The organism is Rhodococcus sp. P4_E4, from assembly GCF_056401575.1.
The window spans coordinates 42452-65662 of record NZ_JBFUJB010000026.1; the positions used below are offsets into that span (position 1 = coordinate 42452).

Annotated in this window: 25 protein-coding genes and 1 riboswitch; of the genes, 9 read left to right on the forward strand and 16 right to left on the reverse strand. The window is 61.3% G+C overall.

Annotated features, from left to right (window positions below; genetic code table 11):
• Positions 1 to 28 precede the first annotated feature (28 nt).
• Both AC1DVN_RS26505 and AC1DVN_RS26510 read left to right on the forward strand, forming a co-directional pair.
• Complete coding sequence (locus AC1DVN_RS26505) at positions 29 to 559, forward strand: DUF3558 domain-containing protein (protein WP_378669856.1); 531 nt, start codon at positions 29 to 31, stop codon at positions 557 to 559.
• Positions 560 to 592: 33 nt separating this feature from the next.
• Positions 593 to 931, forward strand: coding sequence for a hypothetical protein (locus AC1DVN_RS26510; RefSeq protein ID WP_264613062.1), 339 nt, complete (start codon positions 593 to 595; stop codon positions 929 to 931).
• 1 nt (position 932) lies between these two features.
• Here the strand turns inward: AC1DVN_RS26510 and AC1DVN_RS26515 are convergent, their stop codons facing one another.
• The 3 genes from AC1DVN_RS26515 to AC1DVN_RS26525 form a co-directional block, all read right to left on the reverse strand.
• Complete coding sequence (locus AC1DVN_RS26515; protein ID WP_003941317.1) at positions 933 to 1286, reverse strand: UBP-type zinc finger domain-containing protein; 354 nt, start codon at positions 1284 to 1286, stop codon at positions 933 to 935.
• A 70-nt stretch (positions 1287 to 1356) separates the two neighbouring features.
• Complete coding sequence (locus AC1DVN_RS26520; protein ID WP_003941311.1) at positions 1357 to 2793, reverse strand: ATP-binding protein; 1437 nt, start codon at positions 2791 to 2793, stop codon at positions 1357 to 1359.
• Positions 2794 to 2802: 9 nt separating this feature from the next.
• Complete coding sequence (locus tag AC1DVN_RS26525; protein ID WP_019749255.1) at positions 2803 to 4479, reverse strand: NAD(P)/FAD-dependent oxidoreductase; 1677 nt, start codon at positions 4477 to 4479, stop codon at positions 2803 to 2805.
• Positions 4480 to 4701: 222 nt separating this feature from the next.
• On the opposite strand from AC1DVN_RS26525, the gene AC1DVN_RS26530 reads away from it, so the two are divergent.
• Both AC1DVN_RS26530 and AC1DVN_RS26535 read left to right on the forward strand, forming a co-directional pair.
• Positions 4702 to 5187 carry a DUF3558 domain-containing protein gene (locus AC1DVN_RS26530; protein WP_378669933.1) on the forward strand — a complete coding sequence of 162 codons (486 nt, stop codon included), beginning with the start codon at positions 4702 to 4704 and terminating at the stop codon, positions 5185 to 5187.
• 44 nt (positions 5188 to 5231) lie between these two features.
• A complete protein-coding gene (locus tag AC1DVN_RS26535; RefSeq protein ID WP_378669858.1) occupies positions 5232 to 5585 on the forward strand; it encodes a hypothetical protein in 354 nt (117 codons plus the stop codon).
• 56 nt (positions 5586 to 5641) lie between these two features.
• On the opposite strand, the gene AC1DVN_RS26540 is transcribed toward AC1DVN_RS26535, so the two are convergent.
• Both AC1DVN_RS26540 and AC1DVN_RS26545 read right to left on the reverse strand, forming a co-directional pair.
• Complete coding sequence (locus AC1DVN_RS26540; protein WP_003941401.1) at positions 5642 to 6103, reverse strand: 6,7-dimethyl-8-ribityllumazine synthase; 462 nt, start codon at positions 6101 to 6103, stop codon at positions 5642 to 5644.
• Between the two features lie 46 nt (positions 6104 to 6149).
• Entirely contained in the window at positions 6150 to 6662 is a 513-nt protein-coding gene (locus tag AC1DVN_RS26545) for an Lrp/AsnC family transcriptional regulator (protein WP_003941343.1), read from the reverse strand.
• A 219-nt stretch (positions 6663 to 6881) separates the two neighbouring features.
• On the opposite strand from AC1DVN_RS26545, the gene AC1DVN_RS26550 reads away from it, so the two are divergent.
• The 3 genes from AC1DVN_RS26550 (at position 6882) to AC1DVN_RS26560 (ending at position 10726) form a co-directional block, all read left to right on the forward strand.
• Positions 6882 to 7997 carry a Glu/Leu/Phe/Val family dehydrogenase gene (locus tag AC1DVN_RS26550; protein ID WP_007726076.1) on the forward strand — a complete coding sequence of 372 codons (1116 nt, stop codon included), beginning with the start codon at positions 6882 to 6884 and terminating at the stop codon, positions 7995 to 7997.
• Positions 7998 to 8126: 129 nt separating this feature from the next.
• A complete protein-coding gene (locus AC1DVN_RS26555; protein WP_047889216.1) occupies positions 8127 to 9245 on the forward strand; it encodes a methyltransferase in 1119 nt (372 codons plus the stop codon).
• A 113-nt stretch (positions 9246 to 9358) separates the two neighbouring features.
• On the forward strand, positions 9359 to 10726 hold the full coding sequence (locus AC1DVN_RS26560; protein ID WP_387405698.1) for an acetamidase/formamidase family protein: 1368 nt from the start codon (positions 9359 to 9361) through the stop codon (positions 10724 to 10726).
• Positions 10727 to 10746: 20 nt separating this feature from the next.
• Here the strand turns inward: AC1DVN_RS26560 and AC1DVN_RS26565 are convergent, their stop codons facing one another.
• The 7 genes from AC1DVN_RS26565 to AC1DVN_RS26595 form a co-directional block, all read right to left on the reverse strand.
• Complete coding sequence (locus AC1DVN_RS26565; protein ID WP_060938985.1) at positions 10747 to 12093, reverse strand: T3SS (YopN, CesT) and YbjN peptide-binding chaperone 1; 1347 nt, start codon at positions 12091 to 12093, stop codon at positions 10747 to 10749.
• A 212-nt stretch (positions 12094 to 12305) separates the two neighbouring features.
• On the reverse strand, positions 12306 to 12788 hold the full coding sequence (locus AC1DVN_RS26570) for a hypothetical protein (RefSeq protein WP_020970103.1): 483 nt from the start codon (positions 12786 to 12788) through the stop codon (positions 12306 to 12308).
• A gap of 165 nt (positions 12789 to 12953) precedes the next feature.
• Entirely contained in the window at positions 12954 to 13511 is a 558-nt protein-coding gene (locus AC1DVN_RS26575) for a LysM peptidoglycan-binding domain-containing protein (protein ID WP_387405700.1), read from the reverse strand.
• A gap of 306 nt (positions 13512 to 13817) precedes the next feature.
• Positions 13818 to 14612, reverse strand: coding sequence for an ABC transporter ATP-binding protein (locus AC1DVN_RS26580; protein ID WP_041816070.1), 795 nt, complete (start codon positions 14610 to 14612; stop codon positions 13818 to 13820).
• 8 nt (positions 14613 to 14620) lie between these two features.
• On the reverse strand, positions 14621 to 15424 hold the full coding sequence (locus AC1DVN_RS26585; RefSeq protein WP_041815060.1) for an ABC transporter permease: 804 nt from the start codon (positions 15422 to 15424) through the stop codon (positions 14621 to 14623).
• A complete protein-coding gene (locus AC1DVN_RS26590; RefSeq protein WP_019749243.1) occupies positions 15402 to 16430 on the reverse strand; it encodes an ABC transporter substrate-binding protein in 1029 nt (342 codons plus the stop codon). Before AC1DVN_RS26590 ends, AC1DVN_RS26585 begins: the two co-directional genes overlap by 23 nt.
• A complete protein-coding gene (locus tag AC1DVN_RS26595; RefSeq protein ID WP_020908359.1) occupies positions 16430 to 17173 on the reverse strand; it encodes a TenA family protein in 744 nt (247 codons plus the stop codon). Before AC1DVN_RS26595 ends, AC1DVN_RS26590 begins: the two co-directional genes overlap by 1 nt.
• Positions 17161 to 17256: riboswitch (TPP riboswitch) on the reverse strand. (Overlaps the previous gene by 13 nt.)
• A 130-nt stretch (positions 17257 to 17386) precedes the next feature.
• On the opposite strand from AC1DVN_RS26595, the gene AC1DVN_RS26600 reads away from it, so the two are divergent.
• Positions 17387 to 18955 carry a carboxylesterase/lipase family protein gene (locus AC1DVN_RS26600; protein WP_308370854.1) on the forward strand — a complete coding sequence of 523 codons (1569 nt, stop codon included), beginning with the start codon at positions 17387 to 17389 and terminating at the stop codon, positions 18953 to 18955.
• On the opposite strand, the gene AC1DVN_RS26605 is transcribed toward AC1DVN_RS26600, so the two are convergent.
• Together AC1DVN_RS26605 and AC1DVN_RS26610 are read right to left on the reverse strand one after the other, a co-directional pair.
• Positions 18948 to 20222 carry an MFS transporter gene (locus tag AC1DVN_RS26605; protein WP_020908357.1) on the reverse strand — a complete coding sequence of 425 codons (1275 nt, stop codon included), beginning with the start codon at positions 20220 to 20222 and terminating at the stop codon, positions 18948 to 18950. The genes AC1DVN_RS26600 and AC1DVN_RS26605 overlap by 8 nt on opposite strands.
• Positions 20223 to 20344: 122 nt before the next feature.
• Positions 20345 to 20614 (reverse strand): GNAT family N-acetyltransferase, encoded by a 270-nt coding sequence (locus AC1DVN_RS26610; RefSeq protein WP_020908356.1) that lies wholly within the window; start codon positions 20612 to 20614, stop codon positions 20345 to 20347.
• Between the two features lie 575 nt (positions 20615 to 21189).
• On the opposite strand from AC1DVN_RS26610, the gene AC1DVN_RS26615 reads away from it, so the two are divergent.
• Complete coding sequence (locus tag AC1DVN_RS26615; protein WP_003941297.1) at positions 21190 to 21516, forward strand: hypothetical protein; 327 nt, start codon at positions 21190 to 21192, stop codon at positions 21514 to 21516.
• Positions 21517 to 21573: 57 nt separating this feature from the next.
• Here the strand turns inward: AC1DVN_RS26615 and AC1DVN_RS26620 are convergent, their stop codons facing one another.
• Positions 21574 to 22197 carry a Type 1 glutamine amidotransferase-like domain-containing protein gene (locus AC1DVN_RS26620; protein ID WP_020908354.1) on the reverse strand — a complete coding sequence of 208 codons (624 nt, stop codon included), beginning with the start codon at positions 22195 to 22197 and terminating at the stop codon, positions 21574 to 21576.
• A 34-nt stretch (positions 22198 to 22231) separates the two neighbouring features.
• The gene (locus AC1DVN_RS26625; protein ID WP_477994404.1) at positions 22232 to 23050 is read right to left on the reverse strand and encodes a maleylpyruvate isomerase family mycothiol-dependent enzyme; all 819 of its coding nucleotides are present in this window, start codon (positions 23048 to 23050) and stop codon (positions 22232 to 22234) included.
• Between the last annotated feature and the right edge of the window lie 161 nt (positions 23051 to 23211).

The following is a 23211-nucleotide window of genomic DNA, read 5'->3' on the forward strand; positions in this document are numbered from 1 at the left end:
AGCGTCCAATACTGTGAGCGGGCCGCGAATGAGGGGGAGTGCTGTGGGAGTGAGGGGTGCAGTGGTTGTGGTCGCGGCTGCGCTGTTGGTTGGGGGTTGTTCCTCGACGGTTGAGGGGCATGCGGTTCGCCCAGATGGAGCTGACGGACTCTTCGATCCATGTTCGGCGATCCCGGACGAAGTGATCTCAGGTCTCGGCGCAGACGTCGCGAGTGAAGAGACCGGAATCCTCGGCGTCCGTCAGGGGGAATTTGAGATATGCACCTGGATGTCTGATTGGTATCAGCTCGGAGTGTGGTCGACATTCCACACGCTCGACGATGTTCGTCGAAATCCCAACGACACAGATATTCGGGATGCGCCAGCTGTCGGGGCGGGAGCAATAACATTTCGCGAGCGCAGAGATGTGGACGGGAATCTGTGCATGGTCGCGATCCCCGTTCAGCAGGGTGCGATATTCGTTCGGATTGATGCTCTCTTTGGTGAGACTCACAAGGAAGAACTATGCGAATTGGCGACTCGTCAAGCAGTTGTGCTTCGTCCGCACTTACCGAACTGAAACTGGCATTGAATCGACGACCGAGGAGGTTCGATGAGCGAAATTAGCGATGTGTTTTTCCTTGACGCTGGAATCGCTGCCCGTCTGCATGATGCGTGTGACGTGCTGCATGCGGAACTGCAAGCGATGATCGTCAAAGCGATCGAGTTGGGGACGATCGACGCCTTCGGCACGCTCGTGTCTGGACAAGTGCTCCAGACCAAATTCGAGCAGAAGGCTGTGGGTGGGCCGGACGCCCTACTCGACGTGCTTAAAAGCCACGTCGAAGCTGTCAAGTCGATGCAAGCTCAGTTTCAAGCCTGCATCGACAACGCATTGGATCAGGAGTCGTCGAACGTCTCGACTTTGAGGTCGATCGACCAACCGAACTGAGTCAGTGGATGTGTTGCTGCCAATCGGCTGGGACACGACCCTTAGGTCCCGGCGTCGGCTGATCTACGGGATGTGAAGTGGGCGCCGCCAATTCAGGTCCGTCGTACGCCTCGTTGGTTTCGAAGCTCCAGAACCAATCCTCACCGGGTTCGTAGCTCTGCATGAACGGATGCTTTGTCGAGGCCGCATGCTTGCTCGCGTGCTGTGACGGTGAGGAGTCGCAACACCCCACGTGACCGCATTGCGCGCATCGACGCAGGTGCACCCACCAACCGCCGCTCGCATCGCATTCAACGCATCCCGCGCCACTGGGCGGCACGCTCGGATCGATCCCCGCTGGAAGTCCGTCGGTCATGGTCCACCCTCTCGCTGACTGAAGTCGGTCATTTCATCGTGCGCTTTGCCTACCGGCCGTGCAAGGGCGACTAGTCGTCGCGCGTATCCCGCGGTGGGCCCGCGATTGGCAACAAAACTCTGAACCGGGTGTTACCGGGCTCAGACGTGACCCGCAGCTCACCACGATGCTTGCCGACCACAATTCGCCACGAAATATCAAGGCCGAGACCGGTTCCCTCACCGACAGGCTTAGTCGTGAAGAAGGGTTCGAAGATCCTGTCGATGACGTCATCGGGAATCCCGGCGCCGGTGTCGCAGATCTCGATGCACACGCGGTCGCCATCGCGGCTTGTCCGAACGGTGAGTGTTCCCGATCCGTCCATGGCAGACACCGCATTGTCGATGAGGTTGGTCCACACCTGATTGAGTTCGGCGGCGTAGGCGTCGATCGGTGGCAGCGCGAGGTCGTATTCCTTGACGACTTCGATTCCGCTTCCGATCTTTTGCCCCAACATGATCAACGTGCTGTCAAGTAGTTCGTGGACATCGATGGTCTGGAAGGGTGCGCGGTCCATCTGAGAATACTGTTTGGCTGCACCGACGAGAGTCGAAATCCTCGTTGTGGAGTCGGCGATCTCGTTCATCAGGAGTTCGGATTCGATGGTGTAATTCAGCCAGCGAATTGCGCCTTCGAGTACGGACTCGTCAACGGCTGCAGCAACATTCTCGAGCCAAGCGGTGTCGAGACCAGCCTGCACGAAGGTCGGAGCCAGATCCCAACCCTCTCGAATCGAATGATCCTCGAACCATTCACCCAACGAATCCTCTCGATCGGAGGCTTCGAGGGGAGTGAGCGTCGGCGCCTTGGCGACAACCTCTGCAACTTCCTCTTGAAGTCGCATGAGAGTGACGAGGGCATCGCGGTCGTAGGTGCCCGACGCGACCATTCCCAGTTTGTGACGCATGCCTGCGACACGCTCGCGCAAAGAGGCTGTCGCTCGAACCGCCGCGGCTGCAGGGTTATTGAGCTCGTGAGTCAACCCGGCCGACAGTGATCCGAGTGCAAGGAGTCGCTCTCGCTGATCGATGATCTGCTGAGTGTTCTTCTTGCCGAAGAAAACACCTTCGAGCAGATGAACCGCCATCGGAAACCACTCGCGCATCGCGTTGCCGAACTTGTCGGCGTCCAGGACGAAAAACGTCGAAGGAGTCGTCACTCGCATCGACCCCGCGTAGACCTGCGGTACACGATCGCCGAGATACGCCGTCCATCCTCCCGAGTAGACGCCGCGCTGGGTGGTCCTGTTGATCTCGATGTCTTCGCCGCCCGACAGCTTGGACAGCACCACCTCGCCCTCGATGAGGACGTAGAAGCAGGTGGCAGGCTCACCTTCGAGGTAGACCTGACCTCGATCGATCTCGGTGATATGGCCTGCCTGGCAAAGTGATTCGAGTTGATCGTCGGTGAGCTTCTCGAACAGGAACAGGGTGCGAAGCAAGTCTGGGCTGCATTCAGGAATGGACATCGAATCTCCCTATTGTTGAGCGAGATAGCGGTGGACGAACATCACGGCCATCGCGCCCTCTCCGACGGCCGACGCGACGCGCTTGGCCGATTCGGCGTGTACGTCCCCGGCAACAAACACTCCAGGGACACTGGTTTCGAGATGATGTGGTGCGCGGTCGAGCGGCCACCCGTCCGGGGTGACGCCTTCGGACGGAAGGTCCGGGCCGGCAAGAACGAAGCCATTTCCGTCGCGGACCACCACGTCGCCGAGCCAGTCGGTCAGGGGAGCGGCACCGATGAAGATGAACAACCACTGAGCATCGACAGTGTCTTCTTCTCCGGTGGCTCTGTTACGCAGTGTGATTCGTTCGAGGTGATCGTCACCCTCAGCGCCGACTACCTCCGTGCACGTGCGCACGGTGATCTTCGGATTCTTCTCGATCTGCTGAATCAGGTAGTACGACATCGAGGCTTCGAGCGAGTTGCCGCGAATGAGAATGGTGACTGACCGAGCTCCGCGGGAGAGGTAGACCGCAGCTTGGCCTGCCGAATTGGCGCCGCCGACTATGTACACATCTTGTTCGCTGCACCGTGCAGCTTCGGTGACAGCTGACCCGTAGTAGACCCCTCGGCCAGTGTATGTATCGAGCCCCGGCGCCGAAAGTTGGCGATAGGAAACACCGGTCGCCAAGATGACCGAATGGGCGTCGACCGACGAACCGTCGTCGAAACGCACGGTGCGGGCCGAGCCGTTGATTTCCAAACCGGTGACGTCTCGCGCGGTGATGACCTCGGCGCCGAACTTGGTTGCCTGGCGTCTTGCGCGATCGGCCAACTGTGCGCCGGAAACTCCGTCGGGGAAGCCGAGGTAGTTCTCGATTCGTGAACTCTGGCCGGCCTGACCGCCAGTCGCCCGCCGTTCGATGAGAACCGTCCGAAGCCCCTCCGAAGCGCCGTACAGGGCAGCGCCCAGACCCGCAGGGCCGCCGCCGATGACAACGAGATCGTAAAAGTCTTCGGAGAGGGTGGTACTCAACCCGAGTTTGTCGGCGAGTTCGGCGTCAGTGGGCTCGACGAGGACATCCCCATTGGATGCGATGACGACGGGAAGCCGCAGTTCGTCGGTACCGGCAGCCGAGAGCAGTCGTTGGCCTTCCGGCTCGTCCGACATGTACCAGCGATAGGCAAGTTGGTTGCGTGCCAAGAACTCTCGAACGTCGGATGATCGCTCGGACCAACGATGGCCGATCACCTTTGTTTCCTCGGCGGGGTGATGACTCGAGCTTGCCCAGGCATCGAGCAGCGCATCGATGACGGGGTACAGCTTCTCTTCCGGCGGATCCCACGGCTTGAGGAGGTAGTGGTCGAGGTCGACGACGTTGATGGCGTCGATCGCAGCATCAGTATCGGCGTACGCGGTCAGTAGAACGCGACGAGCTACGGGATACAGGTCCATTGCCTGTTCGAGGAACTCGATTCCACTCAAACCGGGCATGCGGTAATCGGCGACGATCACAGCGACTGCATCGCCGCGAAGTTTCATTTCGCGCAAGGTTTCGAGAGCCTGGTCGCCGGACTCCGCGCGAATGATTCGGTACTTCTCGCCATACCGCTTGCGGAGGTCTCGAACGACGGCACGCGAAACACCAGGATCGTCGTCGACGCTGAGGATCGCTGGTTTGGCCGGGGCTTTCGGTGCGCTCACTCGGTGCCTTCCCGAAGTTGTAGTCAACCTCTCCAGTATGCGACTGCTGAGCTGAGCGTCAATCGCTGGAGATGCGCTCTGAGTGAACCAGCGATCGTGACCTGGGAATTTCAAGATTGCGGGAACCGATCGAGCCTCCGATGCATCCAATAGAGTGGGTCCACATCAACAGGGGGTGCCATGCGGGGGTCGGTGGGGGTTGGGCGACTGCTCATGGCTGGGATGTTGGTGTGGGCTGCGGCAGGATGCAGCTCAGTCGTGGAGGGGGCGGCTGAGCCTGCATCCGGCCAAGAGGGTTTGTTCGATCCATGCAAGGACATTCCGGACTCGGTGTTGGAAGAAGTCGGGCTTGATCCGACTACCGAGGAAGTTGACATCGCCGGCGTCGAGCAACCGGGTTGGAAGATTTGCTCGTGGACTCAGTCCGGGTACTACGTGATCGTCTTCTCCGGCGAGAACTCTCTTGACGATGCGAAGGCAAATGCAAGCTTTACGGGGTTTGAGACTTTGTCGATCGGTGGTCGGCCGGCGCTTCGGTTTCACAGTGCCAGTGACCCAGATATCGATCGTTGTTACGTGGGTCTGGACGTATCACTTGGTTCGATTTGGATAGCGGCCGACGCAAAAAATTCTCAGCAACAAGAGGATTCAATGTGTTCCATTGCCTCCAGATATGCCGAGGCGCTGGAGGGGGCCTTGCCACGCTAGAGCGAGGACTGACTGCGGGTAGCGGAACACTAGAGGGGAACGAAATGACCGGATTCTTTGGCGGTTGGCAGGCAGATCAGATCAGTGTTGATCTCAAGGCGGCACAAGGTTTGGTCGCGTCGTGTTCTGAATTGTTGATCGAATTGTGGGCCGTCGAACGAGAGGCAGCGTCACTCCAGTTTCTCGATGCGATGGGAACACTCAAGTCAGGGCAGTACCTCGCCGCGAAGTTCTCCAAGAAGGCCGTCGGCGGTGAAGATTCGTTGGAGAAGTCATTGAACAGCCACATCCAAGTGGTCACCGAGATGCGGGACTTCTTCCAGCAATGCGTCGACCGCTACGGCGAAGTCGACGACTCGAACGCCTCCGCACTGGCAAGCGTCGACACCCCTCGATAGACACAAAAAATCTCGCTGAGCCGATGGCATTCGACTCAGCGAGACTTGGGTAACGACTAGCTGGTGGGCAGGGCCTTCAACGACTTGACGGTGGCGTCGACCGCGCGCGCAGCCTCGGCGCCCTTCTTCACGAAATGCGTGCTGAAGTAGTCGACGTGCTCGGCGTGCTCGTGGAAGTGATGCGGCGTCAAGACCACCGAGAAAACCGGAACGTCGGTGTCGAGCTGCACGCGCATCAGACCGTCGATGACAGCCGTCGCCACGAAGTCATGCCGGTAGATACCGCCGTCGACGACCAGACCTGCGGCAACGATCGCCTGGTAGCGGCCGGTCTTGGCCAACCGCCGGGCGTGCAGCGGGATCTCGAAAGCTCCCGGTACCTCGAAGAAATCAACCGTGTCCTTGGGGTAGCCGAGCTCGACGATCGCGTCGGTGAATCCGTCACGTGCACGGTCGACGATGTTGCGATGCCACGTCGCCTGAATGAACGCGATGCGCTGTCCCTGGATCTCACTCATAACCATGAAACTAGCGCACTTGGAAGCATCGACGCGACCACCCGTCCTAGTCCTGCTGACGGGGGAAGGCGGTCGAACGACCCCATCCGGCGTCATTGGTGAGGTGCTCGAGGAGAGGCTGAATTCGATACGGAAGGGGATTGGTCAGAGCGATGGTCGTGGTCGAATGCGTGACGCCTGGAAGTGACACGATCTGCTCGGCCAACTTCTGCAGCGCCGCGTGCGTCGAGGTGGCGACGCGAACGAGCAAATCCTCGCGACCGGTTGTGGCGTGAATTTCGATCACCTCGGGCAACTCGGTCAGACTCCGAGCGACTGCGCTGATCTTGCCCTGCTCGAGTTCCAGACCGACAAATGCCTGAATCGGGATACCGACCTCGGGGAGATTGAGATTCGGCCGAAACCCGGTGAGAAGTCCGTTGGATTCCATGCGCTTCATTCGCGACTGGACGGTGTTGCGGGCGACGCCCAACGAGTTGGCCAACTCGGCCACACTCATCCTTGAGTCCTTGCTGAGCAGTCCGAGCAACTGGACGTCGAGCTTGTCGATGCTGAGCACTTTGTGAACCTCTCCTCAGTGATATGGGTCACTGGATGATCGAATTGACTAGTTCAAGAGATTTGCATTGACCAAATCGTAGCTCAGGCAGAGCATTGGTTCCACGAATTGCTCAGCGGGATTCTCTTTGGGCTATTTGTCCCCAATAGTACCCAACGGCCATTTCGTCCCAATGTTTCGACTGCACCCCGTTTATCCTTCGGAAAGGTCTATCCCACAATGACTCTCACCGCCGAGCCCGTGAACTCTGTTGTTTCCCATGACGACACTGCGGGCGTGTTCGATCGCGCCGACTACCTGCGCGATTACCCCCACGAGCAGGTGAGCTTCTTCCAGGATCCCGCGAGCGGCCTCAAGGCCATCGTCGCCATCCACTCCACGACGCTCGGCCCCGCGCTCGGCGGAACGCGCTTCTACCCGTACTCCGACGAATCCGCCGCAGTCACAGACGTTTTGCGTCTCTCGCGCGGAATGACCTACAAGGCTGCGGTTGCCGGCGTGGACCTCGGCGGCGGCAAGGCCGTCATCATCGGCGACCCCGCAACGGCCAAGACCGACGAATTGCTCGGCGCCTACGCAAAATTCGTCCAGACCCTCGGCGGCCGCTACATCACCGCTGGTGACGTCGGAACCAACTCCAACGATCTTGACATCATCGGTCGTAACACCGACTTCGTCGTCGGCCGCAACGCTACGGTCGGCGGTTCCGGCGACAGCGCTCCGATGACGGCCCTCGGCGTATTCCAGTCGATGCGCGCCGCGGCACAGTCGCATTGGGGCACTCCGTCGCTCGCAGGCAAGACTGTTGGTGTCGAAGGCACAGGCAAGGTCGGCTACGAGCTGATCAAGCTCCTCCTCGCAGACGGCGCGACCGTTCTCGCGACCGACGTCAACGCCGCAGCGCTCGACCGCGTCAAGGCTGACTTCCCGCAGGTGAGCATCGTCGACAGCATCATCGACGCCGATCTCGACGTTTACGCACCCTGCGCGATGGGCGCAACCCTCACCGACACGACCGCACGCTCGATCAAGGCCGAGGTTGTCTGCGGCGCTGCCAACAACCAGCTCACCGTGCCCGAGGTCGAGAACATTCTCCGCGACCGCGGCATCACCTGGACCCCCGATTACGTCGCCAACGGCGGCGGCCTCATCCAGGTTGCCGGCGAGCTGAAGGGCAACTCGGCCGAAGAGGTCAAGCTCAAGGTCGAGAAGATCTTCGACACGGTCACCGAGATCTTCGCGAAGTCGAAGAACGACGGAATCCTCGCCGGCGAGGCTGCTGACGCGGTCGCCGAGGCTCGGATCGCCGAGGCAGCTCGCGTCGCCAAGGGCTGACATCCCTCTCGCAGTCATGTAGCGCGGCCGGTCCCGACTAGTGTGGACACCAGACGAGCAGATTTTGCAGATCTGGACCACATCAGCCGGTAGACCGGCCGCTATGCGTCGGACGCCGGAAGGGCTTACATGACTGAACAATTCGCAGTGTGGACCGAGAACGACGCCGAGCAATCGGCCCGTTGGGGTTCGACGAGCAACGCCCCGGTGCCTAAGCGCATTGTCGTCGCCGACGACACGATGAAGGCCGACGACGCCTATCGCTTGGCTTGCGAAGGCACGGCGTTGTTGTGGCGCGGAGATTTTCAGAACGCTCGCCAACTGACCAAGGCCGTCGCGTCGCGCATCGACCGCAAGCCGCGCCGAGCGTCCGACGACCCAGCCAAAGCCTTCCATCTCCACCGGCAGACCCAAGGACGCCGCGCGCAGATCCTCGGCATGCTGCTCATTCCCTTGGATGCGGATCTGTCGATTCCACTCCGGCGAGCCCCGGACGCGCAAGTAGCGTTGACCGAAGCCTTCGGGATTACCGGTGAGCCTTCGGTCCGCTCGTTGCGTGACATCCTCGGCGCGATCGGCGCTCACGAGTGGCACCGCAAAGGTGTTTTCATCGAGGCTCTCGACGCACGAGTGCATCCCGCCTTCGGAGTGTTCTCACCCGTCCGCGGGGAGTATGTCGATCTTGTCGCGTCTGCTCCGCTACCGTCGACGGAATCTGCTTTCGATATCGGAACAGGTACCGGCGTTCTTGCTGCCGTCCTGGCGCGGCGTGGAGTTCAGACAGTGACCGCCACCGACCAGGACCCCCGGGCATTGCAATGCGCGCGCACCAACCTGTCGCGGCTTGGCTACGGCGATCAGGTGAACGTGGTGGAAGCAGACCTCTTTCCCGAAGGCACCGCTCCGTTGGTGGTCTGCAATCCTCCCTGGATTCCGGCCAAGGCCACCTCGCCCATCGAATACGCCGTCTACGACCCTGCTGGAGCGATGCTGAAGGGCTTCCTGACTGGTGTCGCAGCGCATCTGGACGATGGGGGAGAAGCGTGGCTGATCCTCTCGGACATTGCCGAACACCTCGGTCTCCGAACGCGATCCGAACTACACGACCTGATTGCGGCCGGTGGGCTCACTGTTGTCGATCGCATCGACGTCAAACCGACGCACGCAAAGGTCAGTGACCGAACCGATGCGCTTCACGCCGCCCGGGCACGAGAGACGACCTCGCTCTGGCGGCTTCGCCGTCGCTGAATTCATTCTCAGTCAACGGCATTTCCCTGCCATGAAATGGTAATGAACGAGTAACAAATCGGGTCTAGCTTTCTTCGCAGTCGCACATCATCACGCACTTCGGAGGAATCTCGATGGAAAACACTCTTGCCCGCAACGCAGCCGAAGACCTGGCGAAAGGTCTTGGCCGACGCGGATTCATGAGGGCAGTCGCGGCTCTCGGTGCGGGAGTAGGCGTTGCGGGTGTGGCTTCGGGATGCGCGCACTCGAACGCATCGCCGGCTGGATCATCCTCCTCTGCGCTGCCGTTCGCCGATGGTGTGCCGATTCTGCAACCGGGCAGCGGAAACGTCAGTGGCGATCACTATCTGAGTTCGGATCCGTCGGACGTCATGTGGGGTTATGTGCCCAACATCCACACCCGCGAGGTGATGCGGATGAAGTCGGGTCAGACCGTCACGATCGACGCCCTCTCGCACGAGGGAATTCTCGAGGATCAAGGGCGCAATCCTCTCGAATACTTCGGTAGCAAAGGCGTTTCCGAGAAGGACGTGCTCGAAGATGCGATTGCCGTTGCGGCCGAATACAACCGAACCGAACGAAACTTCGACAAGGACGGACCGCACGTCGTCACCGGCCCGGTCTTCGTCGAAGGCGCCCAGCCTGGAGACGTACTCAAGATCGAGACTCTCGAAGCCATTCCCCGCGTGCCGTACGGCGTTGTGTCGAGCAGACACGGCAAGGGCGCTCTCGCCGTCACAGCAGACGGAACCGCTCCAGCGGGAATCACTCTGGACGAAGTCATGCCGCCGGTCGCCACAGACGGGCGCGCAACAAAGGACCCGCTGAAGTACGGCGGTGTTTCCACTTTCACGGCGATCGAAGACGGCAAGGGCGTGATGCCTTTCGGACAGTCGAAGGTGCGGTTTCCCCTGCGGCCCTTCATGGGAATGATGGGAGTTGCCTATTCCTCGGATGCCGACCCGACGTCCCCGTCGTCGAACTCCATTCCTCCGACCCTGGGCGGCGGAAACATCGACATCAGGCATCTCGGTGTCGGATCAACCTTCTATTTGCCGGTATTCGCTGAAGGCGCCCTCTTCTACGTCGGTGACCCACACATGGCCATGGGCGACGGTGAGGCGGCGCTGACGGCGATGGAAGGATCGCTGCGCGGCACGTTCCGACTGAGCGTGTGCAAGAAGAACTCCGGTGACGCCCCATCGGTGGCATTCGGATACCCGTTCGCCGAGACCGAGGAGGCCTGGATTCCGATCGGCCTGTCCGACCCCAACGGTTCGGTCGATGGGCAGAACAGTGACCTCAACGGCGCCATGCGGCGCGCGGTGGTCAACGCACTCGACTTCCTCGAGCACGATCGCGGTATGGATCGAGCGACGGCCTACGCCTATCTTTCTGCCGCAGCCGATTTCACGGTCTCACAGGTAGTCGATCGAACCGTGGGCGTCCACGGACAGATCTTCAAATCCCACTTCGAATAGAGGGAAGGCGATCCGTCGTGTCAGGACGGATCGTCGAAGAGACTCTGTTGCAAGGGATCGGCAAACAGGCCCATCTGCTCAGGTTGCGGCTTTGCCGGCGTCTCGGTTCGAGAATTGGGCAGGACCACCAGTCGCAAAGCCCCGCGAAGACGGTCGACCATGAGTTCCCACCCACCGACCTGATCCTCGTATCCTGCAGCCTCTTCGGCGTCCCCGCGACTGTGGGCGTCCACCGCCTGACTACGGAGCTGAATCTGCCATTCGTTACTGATGTGGAGGAGCTGAAGAATCAGATCGCGATCGCGCCCGCAGACATCGGCTACCGCGTCGAGATCCTCGGCCACGTCCAGATCGAGATGCAGCAGGGTCTCGAGTTCGGGAGGCAGGTCCTCGGCCGTCAGATCGGGCTGCAGCGAGGAGGAGTCACCGCTCTTGTTCGCGAAGAAGAGGTCTCCGCCGACGCGTGCGGCGAACTCGTCGTCCACGGTACGCAGGAACGACGTCAAGGCTGCGCATGTATCGGTGAGTTGTTTGGGAACGAATGGTGAGCCCGCCACCTCGAGGAACACCGACAGACGGTCGTCGATCAAGACGAACTTGATGCGCGACCACTTGCGGTTGAGATCGGCGATGACCTCGGCTGCACGAGTGCGGTTGCTGATGTCCTGAACGAGCGGGGAGAACAACTGCACGTCCATGGACTCGGAAAGCGGACCGACGAACATGACCGTCGAACCGACCCGAATTGGTATGTCGCCGTCGCTGTCCCGCTCGGGAAGCGTGCCGAGCATGGGAAGCAAAGCGAGAGTGACCAACTCCTTGAGGTGGTCGACGTCGTTGGGCATGTAGGCCGCGGTGGGGTCGAGTGTCGGAAGTTCGGTCGACTCGACAACCGACGGATCGAAATCCGGAGTCTGCTCGTTGCCGGTGAGATCGCTGGATAGAAAAGCCGGGTGCTGCACACCGAACACATCACGGAACGCATCGACAGTCATCGCTGCGAGCTGATCGGCCCAGTTCTGCGCCTTGTCGACGCAGAAGGCGGGGGAGTTGTTCGGATCGTCGAGATTCTCGGAAGGCGGATTCCAGCCGAGTGCGATCAACTTTTGTTCGTCGGCATCTTCGAGTCGATAGCGCGGATGAAGGAAGTCGTTGGAAGGAACCTCGCAGCGGACTGTGTTCTCGTCCCACACGAGGAACTGAACACATGGCGCTGCGCCGTCAGCTGGATCGAAGTCGCCGGTGGACGATTCCACGGCAAGCACGTCGCCGTCGACCATGATGGAAATGTGATCGCCGAGGCGACGTTGAAATTCTGCCCATGCCCGGTCGACACTGACATCGAGATCGAAGCCCATTGCGCTCATCAGCCACCTCCTTCCGCAAAAGCTCAGACCTATACGGTATCGCGAGCTCCCGACAATGCTGCTGTCCTTTTCCGGTCGACCGGATTGCAGCGGGCCACGAACCGTGACGACTAGGAAGGTTGTCGCAGGTAGATCGGGTATTTGAGAGCGGCGACTGAAGTGTGCCTGTAACCGCCGTCACGCCAGGCGGTATGCAGGCGAAAGAGCGAGGACTATCCGGCGAGAACGGGCGAGACCTCGACGACGGGCGGCGTGGACCCGGTCGTGACAACTGGGGTGGTGCTGGTCTTGGTGGTCGTGGCTGTCGCGGTCGGTGACGAGGTCGCGGTAGCCGACGCGGTGGTCGTGGACGAGACCGGTGTTGTCGTACTCGTTGCAGTCGTAGTGGACGTAGCGGAGCTCGTGCTTGTCGCGGTCACCACCAGCGGCTGATTACGAGGAGCAGTCGTCTCGTCGGCGATTCGCCAGGTCGGCGTCGGCGGGATGACAACCGTGGGAACTGCAACCGAGCTGTAGAACGCGGCCGGTTCGATCCCGGCGACGGACTCCACGGAAACCGACGAGACCAGAGCGGGAGGCTTCACCACAGGGCCACCGGAACCGAATGCGCCGGCTGCTCCGCCGAAAACGAGGCCTGATGTCAGAGAGAGGGCGGCCACTGCGACAGCGCCGATCATGACTGTTCTGTCTTTCATGCACACCTGTCCTTCGGGAGCAGTACGGAAGTACTGTAGGCGAAAAGATGCCGCAATGGAGTATCAGGGCCTGCTGGGCGGGACGCGAATCTGTGTGGCGTAGAACACAAAAGGCCCCGGGCGCCGACGCGGACGTCGGCACCCAGGGCCAGGTCAAGCAGTGAATCAGGCGGGGATCGTCAGTACCTGACCGGCGTTGATGAGATCCGGGTTCGGGATGCCGTTTGCATCCGCGATGCGCTGGTACTGGTTGCCGTCACCGTAGAAACGCTCGGCGATTGCCCACAGGGTGTCGCCGCTTTCGACGGTGTAGCTCTGCGCTACCGGAGCGGCGGGTGCAGGCTCGGGCTCCGGTGCCGGAGCGGGCTCCGGGGCAGCCTCGGCGGCCGGAGCCTCGATTGCAGTGTCCGAAGACCACAGAGCATTTCCACCGGCGGACAGAACGACGTTGCGATCGTCCTGAACCGAGAGGGAGGCACCGTCGTTGCCTGCGGTCTGCGATGCCCACACGGCGTCGGAGTCCTTGTAGATGACGAAGTTTCCGTCAGTCTGCACCTCGGCGCGGTTGGCGCCGGATCCGTTGGTGCCTGCGGCCCAAACAGCCTGTCCGCCCTCGGACAGAACCAGGTTGCCGTCGTCCTGCAAGGTGAGGGTGTATGCGCCGTTGTCGGACTTGAGTTCCTGGCCGACTCCGAGGCTTTGACCTGACTGCAGTGTGCTCACGCTGTCCCTTTCCAAATCTGTTGCGATGACTGTGCCTCCACGATTCCGCTTTACCGTCCAGTTACCTTCTGGCCGTTGGTCTCGTAGGCGACCGAGTGTACGTTACCGAAGAGTACGGAGAATTGTGCAGCGTTGACGGACTGCGTGTCGAGCGTTCGGATCTTGCTGATATTAAGGCGTTTTGGGTGAAAGTGCCGGATCATGGTACGTGACCTCGTCAGGTTTCGGTGCGCATTCTCCTGAACTCCAGGTGAACTCGAAACTCTCTCAGCGCATTATCAGTAACTACTGCATTATCAGTAACCGCTAGGGGCGTAGCGACTTGCGCGTCTCGTCGTGGAGAACGGCAAGCAGTTCACGCTCGACGTCGGCGAACTCGGGCGTGGTGATCATGTCCAGCTCGCGTGGTCTCGGCAAGGGAACGTCGACTACGCACCTGACCGTTGCCGGACGCGCAGACAGAACGACCACGCGGTCGGACAGATAGATCGCTTCACGAATATCGTGGGTGATCATCAGCACGGTCCACCGGTACTGCTGCCACACGTCTTGCAGCCAAGCCTGCATCTCGGTGCGGGTCAACGAGTCCAGTGCGCCGAACGGCTCGTCGAGCAGCAGGACAGGTTTGCCCTGAACAACGGTGCGCAGCATCGCCGCTCGCTGGCGCATACCGCCGGACAGCTGTGACGGCCGGGCGTCCTCGAATCCGGACAGGCCGAACGCGGGGAACAACTCACGAGCGCGCTCGCGTGCTTCCTTCTTGCCGACTCCCTGCACTTCCAAACCGAGGGCCGTGTTGTCGAGTACCGAGCGCCAAGGGAACAGAAGATCCTTCTGCGGCATGTACGCGGTGTGCACCTCGGCGGCTGCTTCGGATTCAGTTGCGCGCGTGCCCACACGGACCGAACCCGAGGTCGGGGATTCGAGCCCGGCCAGGACGTTGAAGATCGTGCTCTTGCCGCAGCCGCTCGGCCCGATCACCGACACGAATTCGCCCGCGTCGGCGCGGAAGGACACCGAATCGAGTACGAGACGCGATTCTCCGGCCGTGTCGAACCTCTTGGTCAGGTCCTGGATTTCGACCATTGCATCCTCGACCATCGGGTCAGTCATGTCCGCGACCTTTCGTTCATCGCCCATGGTGCAACGATGCGCTCGATGGCGAACGTCAGCAAGTACAGCGTGACGCTGATCAACGCGGTCACCAGTACGGCCGCCAACACCAGGTCGGTGCGGAAGGAGTTCTTCTGGGTGCTCATGTAAATGCCCAAACCGGAAGTAGCGCCGACGTATTCGGAGAACACCGCGCCCACGACCGCGTAGGTGATACCGATACGCAGGGCGGTGAAGAATCGCGGAATCGCCGAAGGAAGGCGGACGTATCGGAACTCCTGCCAGCGAGTGCTGCCCATACTGCGCAGGAGAGCGCCCGCTTCACGGTCGGCCGCGGCAAATCCCTCGATGAGTCCGATGGTCATGGGGAAGAACGTCGCAAGCGCGATCACCAACACCTTCGGCAACAACCCGAAGCCGAACCAGATGATCATCAGCGGCGCGATGGCGATGATCGGCAGCGTCTGCGAGACGACAAAAAGTGGTACCAGCGCGCGTGACAACCACGGCGAAAAGTCCACGACCACAGCAAGAATCCAGGCCAACACCAGTGAAACAGTGAAGCCGACCAACGTGACCTGCAATGTCGACCAGGCGTGGCCGGAGATGATCTCGCGATTGTCCCACCCTTGGGACAGAACGCGACCAGGAGACGGAAGTACCTGCGGCCGAATCCCACTGATCTCGACGTAGATCTGCCACGCCGCTACGAGGAGCACCACCACGGCGAGCGCGGGAAGCGCCCGCCGCATGGCCGAGACCAGCCGTCCGCTCACGTCAGGACGCGTCGAGATACTCATTGGTGAAGTACTCCGACCAGTCCGGCTTCTGGGTCAGCGGCTTCCCGTCCGGTCCGGCGAGCAATCCGTTGTCGAAGAGGAATCCCGAATAACCCGACCAGGTTTCGAGATTCTGGGCGCCCACGACGCCGTTGGCGTCTTTCATGTAGTCGGCGGCGAGCATCCGCTGACTGTCACGGACGAGGTCTTCGTCGGTGAAAGCTCCGGGGTTCGCGTCGATGAGATCCTGCGCGGCCTGGTCCGGGTTGTCGGCAGCAGTCTGATATCCGCGTTGAACGGCTTTGACGAACTTGCGTGCCTCGTCGGGATGGTCCTTCAACCACTGCTGGTTGCCGTTGATCACGATCGAATACGCATCGGGGAAGCCGTAATCGGTGTACTGGAAGTACCGCATCGGAGTTCCGTTTCGCTCCGCTTCGAGGCCTTCCCACGCAAAGTAGGAGACCGTGAAATCGGCCTGGCCCGAGTACACGGCTTCGTACGCGGACGTACCGAGCGTGACCGTCGTGAAGTTCCCGGTCCCGCCGTCGTTGCGGATGATCTGCTGCAGTGTCTCGACTTCGCCGGGATCGCCGAACCCGGCGTACGTCTTTCCGTCGAGATCACGCGGGCGCGTGATGTCCGCACGATCCGCCTTCACACCGATGCCGGTGGCGCGGTGCTGAAGTGGCGCGATGACGGACGTCGTGGCGGCGCCGGCCGCTCGGGCGAACGTGGCCTGACTCTGTGTGCTGATGCCGAACTCCGCGTTGCCGGCGTCGACCAGGGTGTCGGGCGAGGTGTTGTTGTACGGCAGGATCGAGACGTCCAGACCGGCGTCCTCGAAGTAGCCCTCTTGGAGTGCAACGTACAAACCGGTGTGGTTCGTGTTCGGGGTCCAGTCGAGTGCGAACCGAATGGTCCCGTCGGAAGAGCCGGTGTCAGCGGCGCATCCGGTCAGAACTGTGAATGCGGCTGCGATCGCGGCAGACGTGGCAAGTGTGCGGCGCAGCGCCGCAAACGACATCACGACGCCGGCCAAGGCTGCTGGTGGAGTGCGGAATCCCAGAACATCAACTCGTAGCGACTGGCGATGCGGAATGCTTCACTCATCGCCTCACGCTCTGTCTCGGTGGCTGCTTCGGCCGCAGCATTGACCAGTACGCGGGCCTGCGCCACCGACTCGTGGAATTCGGGTGCGTCGTACGTCGTGACCCACTGTGCGTACGGATGCGACGGATCGGCGTCGAGTACCTCGCGCGCTGAAGCGGCAAGATCGCGGCCGACCTCGGCGTAGATCCAGAAGCAGGGGAGTACTGCCGCTGCGGAGACCGGGTAAGGCGCAGTTGCCGCAGTCGCCGTCAGATACGAGACGTATCCCAGGCAGGCCTGCGAATGCTCGAGCCTTCCCGATCCCGCTGGAAGAATTCCACCGGTGAGAAGTCCGTCGTGAAGCGCAGATTCCACTGTCGCTGCCGTGGACGCGGAATTCGACCAGAAGCCCGCCGACTGCGGATCCGGGGCGTGGGCCGCGACCAGGGACAACGCTTTCGAATACCCCTCGAGATAAAGCTTGTCCTGCTCGATGTACGTGCGGAACGCGTCGAGAGGCAAGGTTCCGTCGCCGAGGCGTTTGAGGAACTCCAGTGAGTCGATCGACTCGCGGAGGACCTTCGTCTCGGCCCAGAGCCGATCGGTGAACCGATCCGTCGACGGCGCTGTGGCCACCGAGTTTTCGGCAGAATTGTATGCAGGCTGCGTAGTAGCCATGACATCCCTTCGTCAGCATTACCTGATCAGGTTCCCGGGTGTGTTCTCAGCCCCGCCCATGCGGAGCACCCCGTGTCAGAACTAGGCGACCTTAACACCGAGCCTCTGCTTCGTCGGCGGCTACCTGGCAGTTGAGTAGTCGGCGCACATCGGCCTTATGTTGGTACGTTTGGTCTTGTTTGCCACACGCGCGGGTCGGGAGGGGATTCAGACATGGAGACCGACGTTCGACCGAATCTCGGCGAGGACGGAACTCTGGTGATCCGTGCCCGCGGCGGAGAAGCCCGCGGGTATCCGGATGGCGGAATGTTCGCGTGGAAGGGCATGCCTTACGCAGCAGCGCCGGTGGGTGAACGGAGATTCCGCGCGCCGCAACCCGCTGAGCCGTGGGACGGGGTGCGCGACTGTCGTGAGTTCGGGCCGATCGCGCCGCAGGGCCAGAGCCCGGCGGTTCCGATCGACCGGGCCTTCAAAATCGACGAAGACTGTCTGTCGATCAACGTGTGGGCCCCGCGCCCCGACGGCACGCCGCGACCGGTGATGGTGTGGATTCACGGCGGCGCCTACTGCCTCGGGTCCGCCGCCCAAACGATCTACGACGGCCGTCATCTGGCTGAAACCGGTGACGTCGTTCTCGTCTCCTTCAACTATCGCGTCGGTGCCCTCGGATTCCTGGACCTGTCTGGATTCTCCACCGCGGATACCGTTTTCGAATCGAACTGTGGTCTGCGAGACCAGATTGCGGCACTCGAATGGGTTCGAGACAACATCGACGCCTTCGGGGGTGACCCGAGTGCGGTGACGGTGTTCGGTGAGTCGTCCGGCGCAGGATCCATCACGACGCTCATGACCTGTCCGAGCGCCGAAGGTCTGTTCAATCGTGCGATTGCCCAGAGTCCTCCCGCGACCTCCGTCTACGGGGCCGAGCGCGCCAAGACCGTGGCGGAGCGGTTTCTCGAACTGCTTTCGATCGCCCCTGAAGACGCAGGCGATCTGCTGACCACGGATCTGGAACTGCTCGTCAAGGCAAGCGATGACCTGGTCAACGAAATTCCGACCCGGATTCCGGGAACTTTGGCGATGGCACCCGTTGTCGATCGTGATCTGGTGCCGCACTACCCGGTTGCGGCTTTCCAGAAGGGTTACGCGCACCGAATCCCACTGATCATCGGTTCCAACAAGGACGAGGCGTCGATCTTCAAGTTCATGAAGTCTCCGCTGATGCCGGTGAGCGCGCAGTCGGTCGAGGCCATGCTGCAACTGCTGGCGGATGATCACCCCGACATCTCCGCGACCAAACTTGCCGAGATCATGTCGGCTTACCCTGATCACGCGAAACCGAGTGGCGCGCTGGCACTGTCGCGGGACGCGGCGTTTCGCATGCCGACTCTGTGGATCGCCGACGCTCACTGCAGGCATTCCCCTACGTGGGTCTACCGCTTCGATCACGCGACGCCGATGCTCAAGGCGGCGCGGATCGGTGCGGGCCACGCGACCGAATTACCTTATGTATTCGGCAATTTCGGAACCCTGAACGTCGACCCCACGTTCTGGCTGGGTGGACGGAAGGCTGCGATGGAGGTAGCCGGCCGTATTCAACGGCGATGGTTGGCCTTCGCGCGGCATGCCGTGCCGGCAGCTCTCGACGGTTCGAAGCACTGGGCGCCGTACGAGGAAGAGAGGCGGTCGACGCTGTTGATCGACTCGGCTGACACCCTCGTCAGCGACCCCGATCACGGACTGCGCGTCGCCTGGGGCAACGACGTGATGGGGTTCAACTGACGTCGGTCGAGTGTCGCGGACGATCCAGTTCGCGAAGCACCGGCAGGGAGGCACAGACTGCGGCGATCAGGATGATCGGAATCGACAGGGCCACAAAGGTCGACGCGATTCCGAGTTGATCGAGCAGAGGTCCGACCGCGAGGTAACCCAGCGGGCCGGCGGCGTAGGCAGTCGACGTCATGACACCGACGACGCGTCCGCGCATGTGCTCCGGGCTGTGCGTCTGCATGGCGTAGTTGGCGATCGGGCCGACTGGTCCGTAGACGAGCCCCTGCAGTCCGGCGAGCACGAGGATCACCCACAGCGGAGGTAGAAGCGCCATGGCAAGCATCGCTATGCCGAGAACGGCGACGGCAAAAATCATGATCAGTCGCCGGGACATGATCGGTGCCAGCGGAGCGTAGGCGAGAGAGCCGATGATGCCGCCGATCGCCAATGCCATCAGCACCGATCCGAGTTGCGCCGGTTGATCCAACTCTGTGAAGTACACCGGGAACACGACACTCTCCACCGGCATGTAGAGCGCGACGACGGCCATGTCGATCAGCGCCAGAGTGCGCAGCAGTTTGTTGTTCCAGACGAACCGAAGACCGTCGAGTGTGCCGTGCCAGATCGATTTCGGACGATGTTCGTGTTCGGGGACTCCGGCGCCAGGAAGGCGGATGAAGGCAACCACGACTATCGAGAACACAAAACCAGCCGCCGTCACCCAGAGCGTGTTCACCGCCCCGATCGTTGCGATCAGGACACCGCCGATGCCAGGGCCGATCAGATATGCGACGTTGAAATTGGCCTCGTACACGCTGTTGGTGCGATCGAGCTTCCACTTGGCGGTCCGAGTTGCTGCAGGCAGCATGGACTCCCTCGCCGCCATTCCGGCGGGGTCGAACACCGCACCGAGCGCGGCCAACGCCGCGATCACCGGGATCGTCAAGCCCGCGGTGGCCGCGATGATCGGGATCGCCGCTACGGACATCGCCGAAAGAGCGTCGGAAATCATCGACGTTCGACGGCGTCCGAATTTGTCGACGAATGTCCCCGAGAACAGGCTCGACACGAGTAGCGGAATGGCTGCTGCGCCGGCAACTATCGCCGCGTCGGTAGCCCTGCCGGTTCGTTCGAGAACAAGCCAGGGGAGTACGACGATGGCGATACCGTTGCCGATCGCCGAGAACAGCGTCGCGAGATTGACGAGGACGAGAGGGAGATAGCTGGGGGTAACTACGTCCTCGGATGCAGGTGGGCGCCGATCTGCTGAGGCGACCACGTTCTTTCCTTCCCCGAGATGGTGCCGACCAGGATTTCGAGAGTTTCGACGACGGCACCATCGACGCTAGCAGCGGGGGTTGCAGGTCCGCGAGTGATTTTTCGCGGGCCGTCCTCGTTCGGTTATGCCTGGTAAACGGGGTTCTCTGCAACAAACTTCTCGACGTACGAGCACGTCGGAAGGATCTTCAATCCCTCGTTCCGGGTCTGATCGAGCGCTTCCCGCACCACGATGGCGGCAAGCCCGCGCCCGCGAAACTGTGGGTACGTCACCGTGTGGTGGAAATCACGGACACCGGAATGGTCCGAGTACTCGGCAAAACCGGCCAGTTCGCCGTCGACACGGATCTCGAAGCGCGTTTCCGCGGAGTTGTGCGCCACTGTCTCGGTCATCTTCGGGCTCCGTTTCGAAAGGGCGGCCGGTTGCGGCGCGCCGCGTCTGCGTTCTGTGGAGTCACGCTACCTGGCAGGCGGTCCGCAATATCGCTTGCCGGCGTGAGTTCCGTTACTTAGCGCAACTACAACTGGACGACCGTTCAAGGGACCTTGGTCGTGTCGGATCAGGAAGAAAACTGGTCTGTACGTGCCGATTTGCCCGTACTTTTGTGCCCACATTGGGTGATACATATGCATCGCGATCGTAAACATCCCAATATGTGGGACTCGTCACAAAGTTTTTTGTCGTCTGTTCGGATGGATTAAGTGGAGGACCTGAAACGGGCAAATTGCAGGTCAGCGGGGCGCTGATTGCGTGCCGACGAAGGGTGCGAGCGCCCGGAAACCCCAGGGGTATTGCCTTGGTCATCAGATCGTTTCTCGGACGTGATCCCAAAGACCCGCTTGGGGGGTTAGCGTTTGAATCGTCGGGGATAGAAGAAGCGTTACAACTTCGCCAAAAAAACTTTGGTGCGGCTTCGCAACGGTTCGATTTCGAGTCTTCGTCGGACAACTTCGAGGAAGGAACGCACATGATTTTCGGGCAGCGTGAGTCGAACAGTTACTTTGCCGCAATTTTTTCGTACGACTTCCTTGACGAAGGTCTGGGATACGAGACCATCGCACGGATCCACCGGGGCGAGATCTGCGAGTGGATTCGCGATCTCGAGGCGTCCGGGTTGTTCTCGGCTGCGGAGGTCCATGCCGCCGAACTGGCATGGCGCGAAAATCCGCGCCTGCTCCTCGACGCCCTTCTCGAGGACGCCGACGAGGTCTCGGTCAAGCGCTGGGAGATTGCGTGGACGAGGCTAGAGCGTCAGTCGCCGGCAGCCGGAACCGCGGTGGCAGAGCACGGCTGATCCAGTCGGGCCGAGTCGACTGCCCAGTCTGCGTCAAGATCAACCGTCTGCGTCAGATCAGCGGTCGACGACTATCACCTCTTGATCAGTAAGCACGGTGAATTGCGCGCCAGCAGTGGTCAGCGCTGCGACCGTCCGCGCGGTCACCTGCGGATCTTCGAGTAACGAATCGCCGCCGTGCGGCACTATCGCGAAGTCGACCAGCGCGAGCCCGGACCAGATCGGGTCGATACCGCACGTAGGCGTGACTTCAGCGGGGTCGTCCGACGCGTCGAGCCCGATCAGAGTCGGAGTCGCCAGACACGCTCCCGCGCTGTATCCCGCATAGGCCACGAGGCCCGAACGAACCAGCATCTCGATGACCCGATCTGCGCCGCTTCGGGCTAGCTGAGCTCGCAGGACGAACGTGTTTCCGCCGCGAACCCACAGGCAGTCGAATTCGCGAAGCCGGACTTCGAGTGCTTCCGGTGCCCCCAGGAAGTCTCGGACGTCAACTTCCTCTGCCGTGAAGCCCGCGGCCCGCAATGGGGTCAATTCGCTTGTCACTGCCGAACTGCGGGCATTGACGGGCCACGAATCTGCAGCCGCGGCGATCACCGCTATTCGCGCGCCGCGGCCTACAAGATCGACAAAAGCCTCGCGGTGGTCGCCGAAACGGTAGGACGAGAGAAACAGTTTCACTTCTCAGTACCTTCGCGACCTACCCGCCCAGCTCTCAAATCGTGAACGCCAGATTGTCGACGACGCGTGCGCCCACCGTGGTGTCGCCGCGAAGTGAGATGTCGGTTCGATGATCGGACGCGTGGACGCGGCCACCGGCAATCCGGGTGAAGAGCGGTGAGCTCATCGAGATGGTCGTGGTCGCCGGACCGTCGAGCTCCGGGACGAGCGTTGCACGCGCATCGACCGAGATGTGAAGTGAACGGGCAAGTGGCCCTTCGAGTTCGAAAGTGATCCGTGCTCCCTCGGGTGCCTTTCCTCGTTTCCCGACGACAAATCCGAGCGCGCTGGTGATTTCGCCGAATGCAGTCTCCGCGCGCAATCCGCCTTCCTCGCCCGGAATGCCGACTGCATCTCTGATGTCGAGTTCGTGCATCCAACAGTCGAAGGTCCGAATGCGCATGAACCGGCCATAGGGCGCAAGACCGACTGGTGTTTGTGTCTCGGCGTCCCAGTCTGCGCCCGTCATCGAGCGAAGAGCGTCGGCTCGCGTGGCAGTGATATCGCGATAGTGGGCCAACAAGTCCGCGTGCGGTGTCCGCCTCAGGCCTTCGACCCAGCGCTCGTTGAACGCCGCAATCTCGTTGTGGACGTGAGGCAATGCGTGCACGCTCAGGTCGATCGACGGCGGATTGATGCCCGCGAGCAGTGATTCCGTACCGATCAGGTGGGACACGATGTCATGGACCGTCCACCCCGGAAGGTTGGACGGTGCCAACCACTGGTCACCGTCGAGTTCGGCAAGCAGTGCGTCGATGACTCTCCATTCCTCGGTCAACGCGTCGACTACTGCGTCCTGGGGCCAACCACTCATGCGGACATCTCCTGTTTCGGACGGTGCGGTTCTCCTCACTGTATGTCGCGCCGGATAAGTGAGCGGGCATTCCCATGCTTCGAGTCGGTGTCGCCAAACCTCCGAGGGAGGCAGAGTTCCTGTGGTAGACCAGGATTGTCGACGCCGAAGCAGGCTCACGC